We start from the raw sequence: 17,884 nt of genomic DNA, 5'->3' as shown, positions 1-17,884 counted from the left end.
AATTATAATAAATTATTAAATGATAGACTACTATATTTAGTATACAGACCTTTCCTTGAACACAATCTCTGCAGGCTCACCATTCTCAATTAAGCTTTTAGGTCTACAGCAGTATGTAACTGTAGCTGCAATAAGACAACAAGCTGCAACTGCTATTCCTACCGCTAACATTTCCAAGTAAACTGCAACAGCCACCCCTGAAACAATACCAGCTATTGCAAGTGCAGCAGCAGCTACGACATACTTCTTTGTATTTTGTGGATTTTTTTTGAGGCCACTTTTGCTGCTTTGCTCATTAATTCTTGGCAATTCTGTTTTTGGCTGTCCATTTCCGTTAGCAACTTGTTCTACATGCTCAGTAGGTTGATTAACGTTAATATCATTATTAACATCTTCAATTTCAATCGAAAGAAATTCATCTTCATCATCACTTGTTAATTCTACTCTTAAAGTACAAGGAACAGAATTACTAGAAACAGTACCATTAGCTGTTGCTTCAGCTTCCACTGTGTCAATTACAGATATTCTTGTTTGTTCGGTAGAAGCTGTAGCTTTACTCCTCTCGTTTGAGTTTTATTACTACAACTCCCCCTAAAGAACCGTGCTTGCAGATTTCCCGCACACGGCTCATCAATATTAGTTTTCACAGTCGTCCCTCTTATGCATATAAAGAAAAATGTATTTTTGGCTTTGGTAATGGATTTACTTCTACGTAGTGTACAAACTGTTCCCAGGTCATACTCTTTTTCTGACTACGCCGATTTATCCATTTAAATGCTAGCTTTCTTACTGATGTGTAAAATTGTTTCAAACACCAATAATTTCCGCTAATACCAAAGTAGTTATAGTGTCCTGTTAATTTAGCCTTCAGTACTTGCCACCAAGCTTTAAGTCGAATACTTCCGCGGACTATTTTCAACCACTCCTTGATTTCTTTTAGTTTTCTGGCTAGATTTAACTTTGAGGTTTTATGTCCCATTATTAATCTACCACGACGACTTTTTGCACCATAGTGCGTAAACCCCAGAAAATTGAAACTTTCCGTCCTTCGTTTCTCTCTTATCGCTTGTTGCCACTCCCTCTTGCCAAACTTTACTACTCTGGTCTTGTTTTCAGATACTTCCAACCCAAATTTATTTAGCCTTTGTTTCAGTAATTCCAGAAATTCTTCCGCGTCTACCTTACTTTCGCAACAAACCACAAAATCGTCGCAAAACCTTATTAGTTGTATATATCCTCTGGATCTTGGTTTAAATTTCTTTTCTATCCATAAATCCAACACATAATGTAAGTATATATTTGCTAATACAGGACTTACTATACCACCTTGGGGTGTACCTTGTTTTGTTGCTTCATAATTTCCAGCTTCGACTATCCCTGCCTTGAGAAACCGCTTTACTAACCACCGCAAATTTGGGTCAGTTATTCGTTCCCTTAGACATCTCATTAGCCATTTATGCTGTATATTATCGTAGAACTTCTTGATATCCACTTCTACAATGTAGTTTATTGGCTTGTACATAACTGCTTTATCTAGTGCATTTACCGCTTGATGACAGTTTCTTCCAGGTCGAAATCCATATGAGCTGTCCAGAAAGTTTGCCTCGTAAATATTTTCTAGTATCTTCTTCAGCATAATCTGTACTAATTTATCCTCGGTCGATGGTATTCCGAGTCCGCGTTTCTCTTTACTTCCAGCTTTCGGTATATATACCCTCTTTACTGGTTGTGGTTGATATTGCTTCCTCTTCATACTTTCTACTAGCACTTCGAGTTTCTCATTCAGATTTTCTCCGTATGATTCCACTGTTATCTGGTCTACTCCACAAGCCTTGTTACGCTTCAGTTCTTTATAACATCTCGCAAGATTCTCTGTATTTATCAGATGGACTAACGATGTGAATTTTAGTCGCTTATCTTGCTTTGCTCTTACTGCTATCTGGTTTAGTTTATTTTGCATGTTATTCCAACCTCCGTTGTATTGGCCTAGCAATCCCTATTCCAGTTACTATATTGCTGATCGCTTCCCCTTGTACGTGGCTTTCCCACATTCTGAGTACTATCAATCAGTCCGACTTCCCCTGCATCTTCCGCTAGTTCTTGCCTTTGTTGACTTGTTCCAGCGTACCTTTGTAGGAATGCATAGGATCTCCCAAGTTCACTTGAAGTCCATTTCAATACATGGCACGGTCTCAGATCCCGATAGAGTGAGTGATAACTTGCCTTTACGCTATCCTTCATGCTGTCTTCCATGGCCATGAAAATGTCGACCTCTATGTCTTCAGGTATTTCGGAACTCAATCCCTTCACTTTCGTTGTACCCTGCATTGTCCATCCCACTAGCTCTATTACACTCGTTACCTCATGCAACATAGTGGTCTGTTCCAAACTGTTGGCTAGACTTTGTTTGTGTTGGATTTTCACCAACTGTTCTCCAAGCACTTCTTGGCGCACCATACTCTACCTTACTATCTCGAAACTTAAGGGTGAACTCTAAAATAGCATCAACCCTGCATATTTCTTTACCCAGTTGCTTAACAGGCATATTTGGACAATATTTAACGTTTAAAGAATCCTGATCACTACAGACAATCTCTATATGTCTATCATTAGCATCAGGCAATTGCAAACCGTGTCCCAAAAATATAAGAGAGAGCTGCATTAACAAAGAGCCATCATAACCAGCCTGATTGCAACTAGTAATTAATTCTTCTAATAGATTATCATTTGGAATTTCTGCTTTAGCATGTTCAAACATTTTTGTAAAAACATGTTTTGCAATTTGGCGTTGGTCATTTTGATTACATTTATCACGAAGTTGGCTAACGAAATTCTTGTCTATAACTTGACCATTAATTACAAAATCCATCCTGGGTAGGTCTTTGTAAGCTTGCTTGCCAGAATTTGCATCCCTATTATTCTCACTTGCCTTTACTTGACTTAGCAGAGATTGTGTTAGTTGAAACTGTAACGTAATTGGTACACTAGGTTCAACATCAGAATCCCTCACATCAGCTTCTTCTTGACTCTCATCACCTGAATCTCCAGAGTAGCGACGCTCCTTAATTTCTTCTCGCCCTAAAATTTCAAACTCCTCTTCAGTGCCTGAATCTCCAGAATGGCGTCGCTCACTTTCTCCTGCAGTATCTACTGCTGGCGGCATGAGCCCACCAAGTAAATTCCACCCCATGTTTTACCCCCTAATTATTAGCTAAACTAAGTATAGCATTAAATAGAAATTTTGCCAAGCAAGTTATTGAGCCTTTTAGCAAATAGACTTACGTCTTCCATCTCTTCACCTTCCACTATACAAGCTTGATAGAACAATAAGTAAATCATATCTCCAAGTGTTGGATTTTCACCATTTTCAGCGTGAGATTCCATTATGTTTCTTATCAAAGGATGCTTAATGTTAATTTCAAGTACTTTTGGCGTGCGGTAATTTAGCTGCTTCTGTTCACGTAAAAAACGCTCCATACGGAGATCCATAGTTCCTTCATCAACTGCTAGACACACAGGACTATCGGTTAATTTCTTAGAGATCTTTACACTTTTTACTAAGCTTCCAAGAACCTTGGTGAAGTATTCGAGTATAGAATCCGCGTTTTCTTCGCTTTTGTTTTCATCTGATTTATTTTCTTCATCTTTCTTACCTTCTTCTGAAGAAAATTTTTCTAAATCAACATCAGCGCGGGTCACAGACTTAAATTTTTGATCTTTATATTCATGAATCACGCTAGTCCAGAAATCATCAACTGGATCAACAAATAGAAGCACTTCCAATCCTTTGCTGACGAATCCTTCAAGTTGTGGACTGTTTTTTACTGAATCGAGACTATTTCCTGTGAGATAGTAGATATGTTCCTGTTCAGGCTTCATTCTGCTTATATAATCATCAATACTAACTAGCTTATCATCACTGGTGCTATGAAATCTGCAAATGGAAAGCAATGCTTCTCTTTCATCAGTTGGCATAGCTTCGCAAAGACCTTCTTTTAACACCGCACCAAAATTGCCCCAGAATTTTGTATATTCCTCTAAATTCTCTTTTGCTTTTTTGCCGAGCTCTGATATTATGCGCTTAGTTAAAGATTTCCTAATCTGCTCAACAACGCGATTGTTCTGCAGTGTTTCTCTGCTGATATTGAGAGGCAAATCCGGTGAATCAACCACACCTTTCAAAAAACGCAAGTACTGCGGTATAATCTGCACATTATCTTCAGTGATAAACACTTTATTTACATACAATTTTACAGAGCAGCGTCTATCTGGATGAAATAAATCAAAAGGCTTGATAGAAGAAACATAAAGCAAGTTCGTATACTCTATTGCACCTTCATTTTTATTATGAAATATCATCCAAGGCTCACCGCCCACATGTGCAACACCACGGAAGAAGTCGTTGTGCTCTTCTGGAGTAACGTCATTTTTTGGCTTAGTCCAAATTGCAGCTTTGCTATTTAATTTTTCACTTTTTCCTTCTTCATTTACAAACTCAACGGGAAAATTTATGTGGTCAGAGTAAGTAGTAACGATGTTTTCAATACGGAATTTGTCTAAAAATTCGCTTTCTTCAGGACGCATGATGAGCGTAATTTTTGTGCCACGAGAGATTTGACCATCTAATTTGCTGATTGAATACTCTCCATCTCCTTTAGATTTCCACACCCAAGACTCTTCTTCTCCGGCTTTCCTTGATTCTACTATAACTTCTGAAGCAACCATGAAGCTTGAATAAAAACCAACACCAAACTTTCCAATCAGCTCTACAGCTTGGCTCGAATCTTTATTATTCTTAATTGCATCCAAGAATTTTTGCGTACCAGAACTTGCAATCGTGCCAAGATTATCTATTAAATCTTGCCTGTTCATGCCAATTCCATTGTCGGTTATATACAGCTCATTCTTATCTTTACTGGAGCTAATAGTAATCTTCAACTCATCACTTGAATCTAATAAATCAGCATTTAATTGTGATTCATAGCGCAATTTATCACATGCATCTGATGCATTTGATATTAACTCACGCAAGAAAATATCCTTATTAGTATAAAGTGAATGAATTACTATATTTAGTACTTTGCCTACTTCAGCGTCAAATTTTAAACTTTCAGTTTCTTGTATGTTGTGCATTTTGAGCTCCATTATTAGCCTACTACTCTAATAATTTAAGTATTGCACTGCGATCTTTCAAGGTCACACATGCTAAAATTTATGTGGGCCAACTTATGGTTCCAATGCTAAACTGGAATAAGTACAACCATTGTGTCATGCAAATTAAGAAGAAAGTGCTAGAATATAATATCTCTTATTTGCTTCAAAGATTTGTTAGTCTTTGATTCTTTTTTTTTAAAAGTAGTCTCAAGAGAGATTTTAAGCTTTTTCCATTCTTCTTGACCATTTGGCATTAAATCACTCTCAATCTTCTCCAGTACTTTCTGAGGTGATGAATATAATTCCTCGTACAAATCAGTGTTTACTGACTGTAGTATTACTAAAAATGTAAATAAATTCGGATCAAGTAATTCTTCTTTTGCATGGTTCAAAAAACATAGCTTTATTCTTCTTATACAGTATTGTATTGCCTGCAGTGATAATGAGAAGCTTTCTGCATAAAATATAAAGCTATCTATAATTAAGCTCTTTGATTTTTTCGGTAATTCAGAACTTTCAAACAGTTTTCTTATAAACTGCTCTGTTGGCTGTTTTGGCAAATGCAAAGAGAGATCAGTAAAAGATTTTAGGCTAAAATTTGGTCCAAGTATTGTGCTAATTGCTCTTTGCACATTACTCTTATCTTGGCTAACAGAGATAATGAAAACCAGTCCCTCAACATCAAGCATGTACTTTATGGATTCTAAAAAATCGACAATGAATTTAGGGCGACATATATCAAGATCATCCACCATTATATAAATGTTTTTGTCTTTCCTGATTTTATTAACCACATCTGCTAGTTGTATTTTAAAATCTCTAATGTTCTCTTTTCTCCTTTGGAGAAGATTTAACTCACCCAAGACAAAACCAATGTCTTTCTTATCAGCCTCTTTTGCAGCATCGAGAAATACTGAAAGCATAGCAAGTGGAGATTTACTGATCAGCTTTCCTAATGTATTGAGAGAAAATAGTTCTTGGTTTATGTTTTTGAACTGCTGTATAACACTCCTTTTTACTTTGTATGATGCGAATAGATCCTCAAACAAGAAATGCAAAAAAGAAGGCAATGGTTGATCTAGCGCACTAATATCCCATGCGCTGTAATAAGCTGCAATTTCATTTTGCTGCTCTAGATCCTTTACCCATTCTTTCAAAAAAAATGTCTTACCCCACTTATCATATCCTTCTAAGGATACGATCGAAAAAAACTGATCAATTGTCTTAATTATATTACTAAATCTACTTGCAACTTGTTTATAGCCTAAGCAATCATTCTCCCAAGTTGTTACCTTAGGCAATTGCTCCTCTTCTTTTTTTTTTAATGTTATTAGCGATATAAGTTTTTTTAAGCACATACCTTCTTTTGTATTTACTCATACTCTTGTCTTGAAGTAAGCGCTATCTTCAGAGTCCCTTCATCTAGGTAGTCAATTTCTCCACCTATCGGTATACCACAAGCAAGGCGCGATATTTTTACATTCGAATTCTTTAGCAATTCAATTATATATTGCGCAGTAACTTGGCCTTCTAATGTCGGATTGATTGCAATAATGACCTCTTCAATTTTAAATTCTGTAACTCTTTTGGGAATGTTATCAAGATTCAGTTCTTTTGGACCTATGCCATTTATTGCTGATAGCCTTCCACCCAAAACATGATACATACCTGAATATATATTCCCTTTTTCAAATGCCCATAGATCACCCAATTCTTCTACTACACACATTAACTTGGTGTCACGCTTTGGGTTAGTACAAATAGAACACGGCGATTTAGTATCTAGGTTTCCACAAATTTTGCACTCTATTATAAGATCCGCTAGCTCTCTAATCAAAGATGCAAGCGGTAGCATGACTTTCTCTTTATTTTGGAGCAAATGTATAACTAATCTTCGTGATGATGATGGACCTAAACTTGGCAATTTAGAAAAAGCATGAACTAAATTCTTTATATTAATGTTCATTTAACAAATTCAGGATATAGTTTATAAAATGATAACATCAAACCTTTCGTAAAGAAAGCTTAGTTTGATTGGCTATGAAAAAGATTTCCCACTTTTTTTAGAACTGTCTTGAAAAAATTAATGTAATCACAATCTACTGTAACCTAACTCTGATTCAGGTATAACTGAAATTATCTCACACATTTGCGTAGTTACTACGGTACTTCTTTTTTGAAAATGACGTAATTTATTTTTCAACATATTTCTTTCTTCTACATAACTGTCTGACTCTTTATTCAAACTAGAATTTTTTTCTTCATACTTGGAAAGTATTGTATCGATCAAATAATTAAAAAATAATATTAGACCTGTAGTGTTGGCAAGCAATGCAAGAGAATAATATAACATATCTTCACTCACTTCTTCATTTATTATGTCATGGGAATTTCTATACATTCTAAAACAAGAGCCGAAGGCTGCTAAGCATACACAAGTAAGTTTTGTTTTGTTTAGGACGCACTTAATTCGTGCTAGTTTTTTATTATTATCTTCTAATTTTATACGCAACTCACTAATTTTACTACTATAGTGCTGAATAAACAATTCTATGGCCTCTTTGTTATTAGCATAATTATATGCTTTGTAAGATTCCTTATCTATGAGTTCAGTATCTATATCCTTTGATTTGAGAAGCTCTTTGATTGCTTCATTTTTGTTAAGAAGCATAGCTTCGTGTAGAGGTGTGTACTCATTTTCAACATCTTTTCTTCTGTTAATATTTTCACGAGTTAAGTAGTTAAAAAGAGCTGAAATGCATTCTGAATTATTGCTTTCAATAGCCAGAGTAATTGCATCTTTTCCATCCTTGTTATTAGTATTAATAACTTTGAAAAGCGGCTTTTCATTCTCTTGCTTATGTTCAAAATATTTGCGTTTGTAAAACTCACTTGAACAGTATGGTTCCTTAAGAATACACAAAAGTTTTTCTACAAAACAAGTACAATTTCTTTTTATAGCTACATGTAAAGGTGTGTCATGATTCTCCTCGTCTTGCAACAATAAGACATCATACAAATAACCCTCTTTATATAAAAAATTAATCTCTTGATCAAAAGAGATATCTTCTTCTCCTTTACAGATATTTAGTAGCCGTAACCCTATACTTTCTGTAGTACTGTAATCAATTGCAGAGCTACGTTGCACTTTAGATTGATAAAGGGTTACGTCCATACTATTCCTACCTTTAAACAACCCAGCTATACCTCTAAATATTACAGCTATACCTGATTCACTCCGAGCAGCACAAGGTGTTTCATCTGGAATGTTAATCTCAACATTTTCACTAGAAAAAAGTTCTAAAACATGCGAGTTGCTTTTTCTACTGGAAAAAGGCACATCGTTCCTTTTATCTTTAATCTCAGCACTCTTTGCATTCAAAGAATTTAGAGAGTTAGCTAAACAATCAAGATCTGTAGCATTTTTAGACTCAAGGTCTTCTGCTTGAAAATTTGCTGCAGTGTTTATTTCACCTTTCATATTTCTTTATTTTACAGGGATTGCATTTCAGGTAGGGTATCTCATCTTTAAAATTTTTCAACTCTATTTAAATTTTTTTAAAATAGTTTTTGATAAAAATACTTATGAAACTAACTTCTGTGTTAATTTTTTAGAAGATTTTATAGCTAAAAAATTACTTCCGCATATTTTAAATCTGATTACAATTACAGTTAGAGATATTTATTGAGCTCAAAAATCTATCTTCGGTCTGCAGACTTTTAAATCACACTCACTAAAAATGTAGCGTATCCTCTTCAGAGCATATCTGTCGTATGTGCACTGCATTTTTTCTAATCTTTTTTATACAGGGGGATCTTATGTTCAGAATTCCAGATACTTGACCTTTAATTTAGCTAATAAAAACCAACTGGTACCTGCGGTTTTTATAGCTACGTTTTCTCAAATAAGTTTTAAATGAATAGATTTCTTGCATAATAAGATGTCATCCCAGTGCTTGACACTGGGATGGCTTTGTTGCACCACTCAAGGAAAGAACAGGCAGTTACTGATGGAATTTGTTATAAAATAGATATTTAGCCGACAAAGGAAAAATATGCCAATAAGAATGAAAGTCAGTAACTGCAATGAATATAACAAATTTCTTCAAGAAAGGGGAAATGTTTTTCATTATATCAACGATGCCATTGAAAATTGGTACGAAAATAGTCCAAAAGTAGCAGGTGGCAACAATGTCTACAGCGACAAAGTAGTGATTCTAATTCACATAATAACCTATCTATTCAGGATTGGTCTTAGGCAAACAGTGGGATTTATAGAGAAATATCTTGAGCAAATAGGGAAAATTTTGCAAATTATCAGCTATTCGCAGGCTTCAAGAAGGTTTAAAAAGCTTAATATCAAAATCAACGACTGCAGAGTTGATAAGAACGATATGGAAGATATTGAAATTGCTATAGATAGTACAGGTATCAGCATCTACAATAATATTCCAGGCCATAGTAAGGCAAATGGTACAGATAGAAAGTATCGCCGCTATGAGCAAACAAGAAAGCTACATGTAATGCTAGAGATAGGTAGTAAAAAAGTTATAGCTGCAAAATACAGTAGTGGAGTTTATTCCGACCACTATGGAGCCTGTGATCTTATTGAAAGAGTGGATACCAAGTATAACATAAGCACGATATATGCAGATAGGGCATATAATCGAAAGAAGTTATACAAACTGTGCGATGAGCTTGACATAAAGACAAGGATTCCTCCGCAAAATAATGCAGTAGAGCATCCAAAGTTGGATTATATGAATGAGAGAAATTCTACAATCAAGCTCATAAAGTCATATGATGAAGATGGTATGAAGAGGTGGAAAAAAGAGATAAATTATTGGAAGAGATCTTATATAGAAAGTTTTTTCTCGCGACTGAAGCAAATATTTGGATTTAGTTTTAGGAATAAATCTGAGATTAATCGTGAGAAGGAACTGCTACTCAAGTGTTATTTGCTTAACAAATTTACTGAAATAGGCATGGCTAAGTTTGATATAGCTTCATGAATTTATTATACATTACCCACTATCCGAAGAGCTGTGCAACAAAGCCCACTGGGATCCAATAAGAAAAATGCGCTGGAACTTTCGAATTCCAGTTATGCAAGAAATCTAATGTTAAAAAACTCACAGTTATCCTAGTACTGCTTTATTATCTACAGTCTTTTCATACTTGACAGAAGAGAGTTGAGGATTAACAGCTTCTTCTATTGATTTAGCCTGTTTATAGTCTTGACTTAGGAAATATATAGCCACTCCAACTGCTATTCCAGCAACAAGAGCAGATACTGCGAGTGTGCATAATATAATAGTCATTGAAGGGACTAAAGCACTACCAACACCGAGTCCAATGCCAAGAAAAACGCCAGGTATAATGCCAATCAAACTATTACATCTAGCACTTTCTTTTTTCGATTTAGCTTGGTCTTTCATACATTCGATGAGTACTTTTTTTGTATTTCCATGAGCTAAATCTAGTGAAATGTTACCTTCTTCATTCTTTATCAAAGGATTTGCACCATATTTTAAAAGGGCTTCTATTGCCTCAGTGTTATTACTTATAACAGCTTGGTGTAATAATGTATTTTTACTACTTTGATCTTGAAAATTTATCAATTTGTAGAAATACTGAGGAGTAATAAACCTATTCACAGTTTCATCTAAAATCTTCATCACGTCTTGAAATGATAATTTCTCTTTTTTCTCAGATATTGCACTATTGTATTCAATGCAGTGGTGCAAAATAAGATACACCATCTTTTTTCTTATATCTACAGCATCCTTTATAGATAAAGCTGATTTAAATAACTCTTTGTTAATTAATATTTCGTTATTCTCACCAAGAAACCCCTTCAATTCTCTAGTTTTGTCTTCATACCCTATCCCTTTCTTACAGACGATTTCAAGTAAAGTAGTCATATTATTTACCCATTCTAATTATATCAATAATACAATAAATTCTAATAAAAGTCAAATTTTTAATTAAAAAATTAATAGAACTTATTAGCAATTCCTACAAATGTCAAATAAATTCCGACCGCATCAAAAGAAACTCACAGGGTCAACATCTATTGTTACTTCAATATTTGAACTCAAGTTACAGCAATGTTTCAGCTTTTTCTTTATAGACAGACTGTATTTATTGTGTATTTTGAGTAACACTCTATACCGATATTTATTATTTAAGAAATTTATTGCTGCTGGTGATGGGCCAAAAATTTCAAATTCTTTCAATGTCAAGTGCTGAGAGGTAGTTGAAAATTGATTATGCAAAAAGTTTGTTATCTCATTTGCTGCTTTTTGTGTTGCAAATTGATCCTTACCGCAAACTATAAGCGCTATTAATCTACTAAATGGGGGCATTTTAGCTTTGCTTCTTGACTCAAGTTCAATTTCATAAAACAAATCCCTTTTTTGCTGCTGCAATGCTTTTATTATCAAACTTTCAGGATTATTAGTTTGCACTATTACCATTCCTTTTTCATTAAACCTTCCCGACCTTCCTGCAACTTGATGCAATAATTGATATGTCTTTTCTGCTGCCCTAAGATCAGAATTTTCAAGTCCTAAATCTGCATTGATCACTCCAACCAAAGTTAACTTAGGGAAATTATGCCCTTTAGCAATCACTTGTGTACCGATTATAATATTCACTTCTTCTTTGAGCACTGAGTCAATGACGCTACCAAGCGATTTCTGATCGCTGCTGATAATTGCAGTTTTTGCATTTGGTAATAGTTTTACTATCTCTTCAAGTAACCTCTCAATTCCTATACCACAAAGGGATAATGACTGCTCACTTTGACAATTCGAGCATTTTTCTGGAAGTTTTGATTGGTAAGAACAATGGTGACACAAAAGGACGTTCTTTTTCTTGTGGTACGTAAGCCATACAGTGCAATTTGAGCAGGAAATTTTATATCCACATTTTTTACAAACTGCAAGTTGCGCATACCCCCTGCGGTTTAGAAAGAGCATAACTTGCTGTTTTTTCTCTATGGTTTGTTTTATCCCTTCGAAAAGCTCATTTGAAATCCATTGTTTATTATTCACTACTTTTATGTGCGGCAACTCTGCACCACCGAATCGTTCGGTTAGCTTTACATGGTTGTAATTCCCTTTTTTAACATGATAAATTGTTTCAAGCAGCGGAGTAGCGGATGATAAAATAATCGGAATATTTTCGAGTTTGGCTAAGATAATTGCCATATCTCGAGCATTATATATAATTCCTTGTTCCTGTTTAAAGGATGAGTCATGCTCTTCATCAACGATGATCAATTTTAGGTTCTTATAAGGCAAAAAAAGTGATGACCTTGCCCCAATAATTATCTGCGCACTTCCATTTGCTATATTAAGCCAATTATTTCGGCGAGCTTTGGGAGTAAGTCCTGAATGCCACTCAGCTATATTTCCAGATATCTGACTGTGAACACGATTTACTAATTGTGAAGTTAGGACAATTTCTGGCAGAAGGATCAGGACTTGTGCATCGTTTACGATTTCAATTAACCTTGCAATCACAGAGAGATAAACTTCCGTTTTTCCAGACCCGGTTTCACCGTCAAGCAAAGTCACTGAATACTCATTCAAATTACTTATTATCTTATCGCGAGCTGCTTGCTGCTCAGGGCTTAATTGGTAATCTATTTCACTTATTTCCTGCTTTTGCTTAGTGAAAACTAACTTATCTATCTGATTTACCTTTAATACTCCTCCCATTATTACTTTGGCAAGCATACCGATAGGTATTACATTATACTGCGCAACCCACTCTGCAAATTCGATCAGTTTTGGTCTGATACTCGGTAACTCGATCTTTTGTTCAATGCATTTTAATTCTCGATCACTCTTGCCGCTATATTTCCAAACTATTCCAATCAAACGCTTTCTGCCAAATGGTACCACTACGTAATCTCCAATTGAAGTTTCAGTATCTTTCTCAATTGCATATGAAAATAGCTGATCAATTGGAAGTGGTAGTAATACGTCAACTATTCTTGTCATAAGTTAGCGCTGTTTTTAGATACATAAAGAAGCCTTAATGCTTTTTTCATAGTACACAATTTATAATCATAAATATTGGAAATGTGAGGAAATTCTGTATGTTTAGCGATAAAATAGTCCTAGACTTTGAAATAGAAAAAGGTGACCGAATAGATCGGTGTTACTTCTCTACACGCATCAAACTTACAGATAAGAGCAAGAGTTTTCTATGTGAAAAGCTCGGTAAACCTAACAATTTAGATGATTACTTTAATCTTAATCCTGAGAATTTTTATATTTATTACAACAAATATAGTGGGCACTATGGTATAAATGAGCTGTATGTCAGAGATAATAATGGTAGATATTTAGCTACTAAACTTCCACTTGATCAGAGCGGATTTTCGATAGAGTTATCATTCGACGAGGTGAATTATGGTTTTTATCCTCTGTATGCAATCTATAATCCCACTCAATATGACAAAAAGCAGGAAAAGAGCTTTGAAGATAATGGTGAATTGCAGCCGTTTGTGTCAAGTGTATTGGATTACTTTCTAAATGGCTTAACCATTCAAGATATGTTTTTGCAAATACAAAATGAGCTTGTTGAAAAAGAAACAAAATTAGAAGAAGACAGAAGAAAGGCAGAGGAAGAATTAAATCAAAAGAATGAAAAGTTAAGAGAACTCATAGAAAATGATGAGATTAAAGTACTTAAAGTAATAAAAGGCCATAGTATTGGGAATGGACGTTCAGCAGCAATTTTACAGCTTAATGGTGATCTTGATGCAAGTAAATACTACATAGCAGAGTATGAAAGTAATGAATACTTACATTGTACGAGCTCTGGTTATGACATACTGCTTGACCAGAGCGATTTATTTTTTGTTCTCAATAGCAGCTCTTATCTTGAACTTGAAAGCGGTTTCTACTCAATACTTGCTGGCAACTATGCTAAATATCTCGATACTAAGAATCGGCTTTTCAGCGATGATCAACTATCTCAGCAGTTGTGCAAAAACAAGGTAAAGGCTGAATCTACAGTTAACGCATTTTTCTCAAGACTTATTTATAGTGAAAATTTTTAAGAGGTGGATATGAAATTTAAAACAAATTCTGAATATGATAAATCACAAACTTTGATTAAAAAATTATTTCCAAATAAAGAAAGTATAGTAATAAACGATCAGCTTACAATAGAAGTAAAATATGGGGGATTAGCTAGTTATACCCCTGAGTATATAAAACAAACTGTAAAAGATGCTTACGGAGCCTGGTCTGATAATTTCTATTCACAAAAAAGCGTTCATTCTGGTCCAGTAAAATTGCAGCTTTATGTGCTGAAAAATTACGATGATTACAAAGCTCACATCAAGGAACTTTCAGGTGGTAAGGACCATAGAGAATTATGGGGTGGTGGAACAGTAAGAGCACACGAAGCTGACGGCACGATAGCAAAGACTTTTATTGTTGGAGATGTAAATGGCTTACTTTGTGCAAAATCTAAAATTTTAATGGAAAAAATGAGCGATGCATTTCTTGAGTACTCTACCGGTAATATGGATACAGTACCTGAAGTTTTACGTACCGGTATGAAGCTTTTCATGTGGAGCTATGATGCAGCTAAAAAAGAAAGCACTCGCGATATGCATTATACAAAAGAAGCATACAATAAAATGCATGAATCTGGGCATGATACACCATATAAAATAGCAAGTATGTCTAACGACTATAGAATATCAGATTGCTTAGTGACATTCCTACAAGAAAAACATCCTCAATTCATAAAGCAATTGCTTACTGAAATGTCCTTCAATAGAGTAGAAGCGATATCAAAATTCAAGCATCTTTTGAATAACTCAGAAGTTGAAAAAGAATTTAAGCAGTGGATGGATGTAAAAAGTGGCGATAAAATTGTGGCAGATCTTGTGCCAGATAGTGAAGTTATGACTTTTGGCGAACACAAGCTTCAAATAAATATAAAATATGATGATGAGGAATTAACTCAGAGCAAATTGAGTAGTGTAAAAAATGCCATCGAGAGTACTATAAAAGATTTTGATTCAGCATTTGGCATTAATAATTCTCAGCCTTGGCACAACATACCAAATAAAGTTAATGTTTTCGTATTTAATACAAAGAGTGACTACGAAAATTATCTTAAGGAGTTGAACGTTAACTATAAAGGCGCTTCTGGCTTAACAGTTCAAGGGCGTGGCTCAGAAGTTCATGTTTATTTTTATCTACAAGACCAATTTGATGACTCGTGTAAAACTTTAAAACACGAATTGGGGCACGCCTTAACTATCATTAATTCCTATTATGGTACAGGTGATGTCTTATCTAAGGCCATGCATGAAGGGGTTGCTAACTATATGGCAAGTTTAGAAGATGGTCGGCATGTCAATGACCACGGAGATAAAGAGGCCTTGATTGCAATAAAGAATAAAGGTCTCAAACCAGATGAAATATTGCGCAATAATATTTGGAGTAATAAAGGGGAACATTATCATTCGGATGCTGAACAAGTGATCAAATTTCTTGAAGATAAACATCCAGATATGATTGATAATTTGCTCAAGAGCCTTTCTAAATCTGGTGCAAATAGGTCTCAAGGTAATAAATTATTTGAGGATTTTTTGACTGAGCTGAAAGGTTATGATCAAGAATTTAAACAATGAGTTAAGGCTGAGCTGAGTGGTGAACAACATATGGAATATAATGTTGTTGAATCTAACAGTGTTGAAAGTTCAACAAGCCAACAAAGTGCAGGCAAGGGTCTATATGGTTATAGCCCAGTACATAATGTAAGTGGTGATAAAACCAAGATAGAAAGTGTCAGTAGAGAAGATTCTATGCAACCTGCTAAAAAAGTGAGTGAAGACGAACAAGGAAAAGCTGTTACAACAAAAGTTATGAAGTATAATAAACAGCCTTTCTTAAAGGTGAATATTGATGACAATAATGTAGAAAACACTATAGGAAAAGTAAACGAGATAAATAAGGTAACAGGTGCGACGAGTTTACATTTTGCTGCTTCATTGGGAGATTTAAGCAAAGTAGCAATGCTACTAAAACACAATTCATATACTGATACAAGAGACCATAATGAACAAACGCCACTACATTATGCCATTCAGTCAGGAAATACGGAAGTAGCAAAATATCTTATTGATCATGGAGCAAATCTTAATGTTCATGACAATTATTATCAGAAAACTAATACTAAATATGTGTATTATAAGACACCTTTACACTATGCCATTGAGTCTGGAAATATAGAGATAGCTAAATACTTAATAGATCGTGGTGCAAATCCTAATATTCAAGATGCTTATTCCAAAACGCCATTATACAGTGCTATTTATTCAGGTAATACAGAAATAGTGAAGTATCTATTAGATCATAACGCAGATCCTAATAGTAAAAGTTATTATACTTTTCCGTTACTTGCTGCTATTAAGCTAGGGAATGCGGAAATAGTTAAGAGTTTAATTGAGCATGGCGCAGATCTTGGTATCAAAAACACGTCAGCTCAAACACTGCTGCACTATGCAATTGAGCTAAAACATACGGAAATTGCTAAATACTTAATAGATCGTGGTATAGATGTTGATACCCGTGATATTAGCTCTGGTAAATCTCCACTACATTTTGCCATGTACATGAAAAATATGGAAGTAGTTAAATATCTCATAGAGCATAATGCGGATATTGATATTCAGGATAGCTACGGCTTAACACCTTTGCATCTTGCTGTTGATCTTGGGAATAAGAAGATGATAGAGCAGTTAGTTGAAAAAGGTGCGAATATTAATGCTCAGGATAATGATGGTTGGACACCTTTAGTTCATGCAGTGAGGCATGGAAAGTTAGATACAATAGAATATCTAATAAAAAACAAAGCTGACGTTGACGTTGTAGGCAAAGATGGCAGGACACTTGTTGAACATGCTGAGTTATGGGCAGAAGAGAAAGGACTAGCAAGAGATGTAATAGATAGCAAAGGCGGTAATGATTCTTATTATCGTGAGCTTTCAAAAGAAGCTGCAACTTGGGAAAAAGCTGGAAAGGATATGCTTAGCTATCTCAAAAAAATTACTATGCAAGAAGAAGAATCTAACGATATAGACCAAATGCCAGCAGATCAACCTGCGAGTGAAGAAAGGAGTAAAAGATCGATAAGAGGAGACGAAGAGAAGCAAGAGGAAACAATTGTTATAGATAATGTGAAACAACATCCTTTAAAAATCAAAGTGGGTGAGGCTGTTGAAATAGGGAAATATAAGGTAGAACTGCAAGTTACGTATGATGATGTAAGAAATTTTTATGACACTATACGTGGTAAATATCATGATGGTAGTGGATACAATTATGAGCAAGTAATGGTTTTGTACAATGAAATTGTTAGGCCAGCATCACAGCATCATGATGAACCATTTACTCTTGCTGAGTCCTATATTGCAGATGGGCATCTATTTATTAAAAATCAAGATTTTGGAATTTTGAATGATTTTAATGAGATGTTCTATAAAAGTGATGAGTTTATGTAATGTAAAAGGTGGATGAGAATTAATTGATATAAGGAATTAGATCTTTCACTGTCATCCCAGTGTTTCTTTCCCCTGCCATTCCGGCGTTTCCTTCTCCTGTCATCCCAGTGCCCCGACACTGGGATGGCTTTGTTGCACCACTCAAGGAAAGAACAGGCAGTTACTGATGGAATTTGTTATAAAATA

15 protein-coding genes are annotated in these 17,884 nt (G+C 34.9%); 4 read left to right on the top strand and 11 right to left on the bottom strand.

All coding sequences use genetic code 11. The annotated features are described in order from the left end of the window. Positions 1 to 36: 36 nt before the first annotated feature. The 9 genes from ABWU28_RS06120 to ABWU28_RS06080 form a co-directional block, all read right to left on the bottom strand. On the bottom strand, positions 37 to 507 hold the full coding sequence (locus ABWU28_RS06120; protein WP_353275151.1) for a hypothetical protein: 471 nt from the start codon (positions 505 to 507) through the stop codon (positions 37 to 39). A gap of 8 nt (positions 508 to 515) precedes the next feature. Next, complete coding sequence (locus ABWU28_RS06115) at positions 516 to 647, bottom strand: hypothetical protein (protein ID WP_353275150.1); 132 nt, start codon at positions 645 to 647, stop codon at positions 516 to 518. A gap of 11 nt (positions 648 to 658) precedes the next feature. Continuing rightward, entirely contained in the window at positions 659 to 1,960 is a 1,302-nt protein-coding gene (ltrA, locus tag ABWU28_RS06110) for a group II intron reverse transcriptase/maturase (RefSeq protein ID WP_353274935.1), read from the bottom strand. A 26-nt stretch (positions 1,961 to 1,986) separates the two neighbouring features. Further along, a complete protein-coding gene (locus ABWU28_RS06105; protein ID WP_353274937.1) occupies positions 1,987 to 2,373 on the bottom strand; it encodes a hypothetical protein in 387 nt (128 codons plus the stop codon). Then, on the bottom strand, positions 2,363 to 3,190 hold the full coding sequence (locus tag ABWU28_RS06100) for a hypothetical protein (RefSeq protein ID WP_353275149.1): 828 nt from the start codon (positions 3,188 to 3,190) through the stop codon (positions 2,363 to 2,365). Before ABWU28_RS06100 ends, ABWU28_RS06105 begins: the two co-directional genes overlap by 11 nt. A 38-nt stretch (positions 3,191 to 3,228) precedes the next feature. Then, a complete protein-coding gene (gene htpG, locus ABWU28_RS06095; protein ID WP_353275729.1) occupies positions 3,229 to 5,133 on the bottom strand; it encodes a molecular chaperone HtpG in 1,905 nt (634 codons plus the stop codon). A gap of 158 nt (positions 5,134 to 5,291) precedes the next feature. Beyond that, positions 5,292 to 6,512, bottom strand: coding sequence for a P-loop NTPase fold protein (locus tag ABWU28_RS06090; protein WP_096097163.1), 1,221 nt, complete (start codon positions 6,510 to 6,512; stop codon positions 5,292 to 5,294). A 14-nt stretch (positions 6,513 to 6,526) separates the two neighbouring features. Next, positions 6,527 to 7,114, bottom strand: a complete 588-nt coding sequence (recR, locus tag ABWU28_RS06085; RefSeq protein WP_180708353.1) for a recombination mediator RecR — start codon at positions 7,112 to 7,114, stop codon at positions 6,527 to 6,529. Positions 7,115 to 7,246: 132 nt separating this feature from the next. Beyond that, positions 7,247 to 8,635 (bottom strand): ankyrin repeat domain-containing protein, encoded by a 1,389-nt coding sequence (locus ABWU28_RS06080; protein WP_353275148.1) that lies wholly within the window; start codon positions 8,633 to 8,635, stop codon positions 7,247 to 7,249. A 574-nt stretch (positions 8,636 to 9,209) separates the two neighbouring features. Between ABWU28_RS06080 and ABWU28_RS06075 the strand changes: the two genes are divergently transcribed. After that, positions 9,210 to 10,166: an IS5 family transposase gene (locus ABWU28_RS06075; RefSeq protein WP_213863789.1), complete on the top strand. Its 957-nt coding sequence runs from the start codon at positions 9,210 to 9,212 to the stop codon at positions 10,164 to 10,166. Between the two features lie 126 nt (positions 10,167 to 10,292). On the opposite strand, the gene ABWU28_RS06070 is transcribed toward ABWU28_RS06075, so the two are convergent. Both ABWU28_RS06070 and priA read right to left on the bottom strand, forming a co-directional pair. Next, positions 10,293 to 11,078, bottom strand: a complete 786-nt coding sequence (locus tag ABWU28_RS06070) for an ankyrin repeat domain-containing protein (protein WP_353275147.1) — start codon at positions 11,076 to 11,078, stop codon at positions 10,293 to 10,295. A gap of 123 nt (positions 11,079 to 11,201) precedes the next feature. Further along, positions 11,202 to 13,166: a primosomal protein N' gene (gene priA / locus ABWU28_RS06065; protein WP_353275146.1), complete on the bottom strand. Its 1,965-nt coding sequence runs from the start codon at positions 13,164 to 13,166 to the stop codon at positions 11,202 to 11,204. A 98-nt stretch (positions 13,167 to 13,264) separates the two neighbouring features. Here priA and ABWU28_RS06060 point away from each other — a divergent pair, with 98 nt between their 5' ends. The 3 genes from ABWU28_RS06060 to ABWU28_RS07255 are packed head-to-tail and all read left to right on the top strand — an operon-like array spanning position 13,265 to position 17,698. Then, the gene (locus ABWU28_RS06060; protein ID WP_264376649.1) at positions 13,265 to 14,233 is read left to right on the top strand and encodes a hypothetical protein; all 969 of its coding nucleotides are present in this window, start codon (positions 13,265 to 13,267) and stop codon (positions 14,231 to 14,233) included. 9 nt (positions 14,234 to 14,242) lie between these two features. Further along, entirely contained in the window at positions 14,243 to 15,826 is a 1,584-nt protein-coding gene (locus ABWU28_RS07260; RefSeq protein ID WP_410541993.1) for a collagenase, read from the top strand. Positions 15,827 to 15,856: 30 nt separating this feature from the next. After that, the gene (locus ABWU28_RS07255) at positions 15,857 to 17,698 is read left to right on the top strand and encodes an ankyrin repeat domain-containing protein (protein ID WP_410541992.1); all 1,842 of its coding nucleotides are present in this window, start codon (positions 15,857 to 15,859) and stop codon (positions 17,696 to 17,698) included. Positions 17,699 to 17,884 lie beyond the last annotated feature (186 nt).

This window comes from Wolbachia endosymbiont (group B) of Pilophorus perplexus (genome assembly GCF_964028155.1).
In the GTDB taxonomy this organism is placed as follows: Bacteria; Pseudomonadota; Alphaproteobacteria; order Rickettsiales; family Anaplasmataceae; genus Wolbachia.
Note: the sequence above shows the minus strand (reverse complement) of the source record. Positions and strands in the feature narration are given on the sequence as shown.

Coding starts and splice junctions, on each gene's coding strand:
- ABWU28_RS06075 (WP_213863789.1), top strand. CDS start 9,210: ATGCCAATAAGAATGAAAGTCAGTAACTGCAATGAATATAACAAATTT.
- ltrA (WP_353274935.1), bottom strand. CDS start 1,960: ATGCAAAATAAACTAAACCAGATAGCAGTAAGAGCAAAGCAAGATAAG.
- ABWU28_RS06080 (WP_353275148.1), bottom strand. CDS start 8,635: ATGAAAGGTGAAATAAACACTGCAGCAAATTTTCAAGCAGAAGACCTT.
- htpG (WP_353275729.1), bottom strand. CDS start 5,133: ATGCACAACATACAAGAAACTGAAAGTTTAAAATTTGACGCTGAAGTA.
- ABWU28_RS06090 (WP_096097163.1), bottom strand. CDS start 6,512: ATGTGCTTAAAAAAACTTATATCGCTAATAACATTAAAAAAAAAAGAA.
- priA (WP_353275146.1), bottom strand. CDS start 13,166: ATGACAAGAATAGTTGACGTATTACTACCACTTCCAATTGATCAGCTA.
- ABWU28_RS07260 (WP_410541993.1), top strand. CDS start 14,243: ATGAAATTTAAAACAAATTCTGAATATGATAAATCACAAACTTTGATT.
- ABWU28_RS06060 (WP_264376649.1), top strand. CDS start 13,265: ATGTTTAGCGATAAAATAGTCCTAGACTTTGAAATAGAAAAAGGTGAC.
- ABWU28_RS06100 (WP_353275149.1), bottom strand. CDS start 3,190: ATGGGGTGGAATTTACTTGGTGGGCTCATGCCGCCAGCAGTAGATACT.
- ABWU28_RS06070 (WP_353275147.1), bottom strand. CDS start 11,078: ATGACTACTTTACTTGAAATCGTCTGTAAGAAAGGGATAGGGTATGAA.
- ABWU28_RS07255 (WP_410541992.1), top strand. CDS start 15,857: ATGGAATATAATGTTGTTGAATCTAACAGTGTTGAAAGTTCAACAAGC.
- ABWU28_RS06105 (WP_353274937.1), bottom strand. CDS start 2,373: ATGTTGCATGAGGTAACGAGTGTAATAGAGCTAGTGGGATGGACAATG.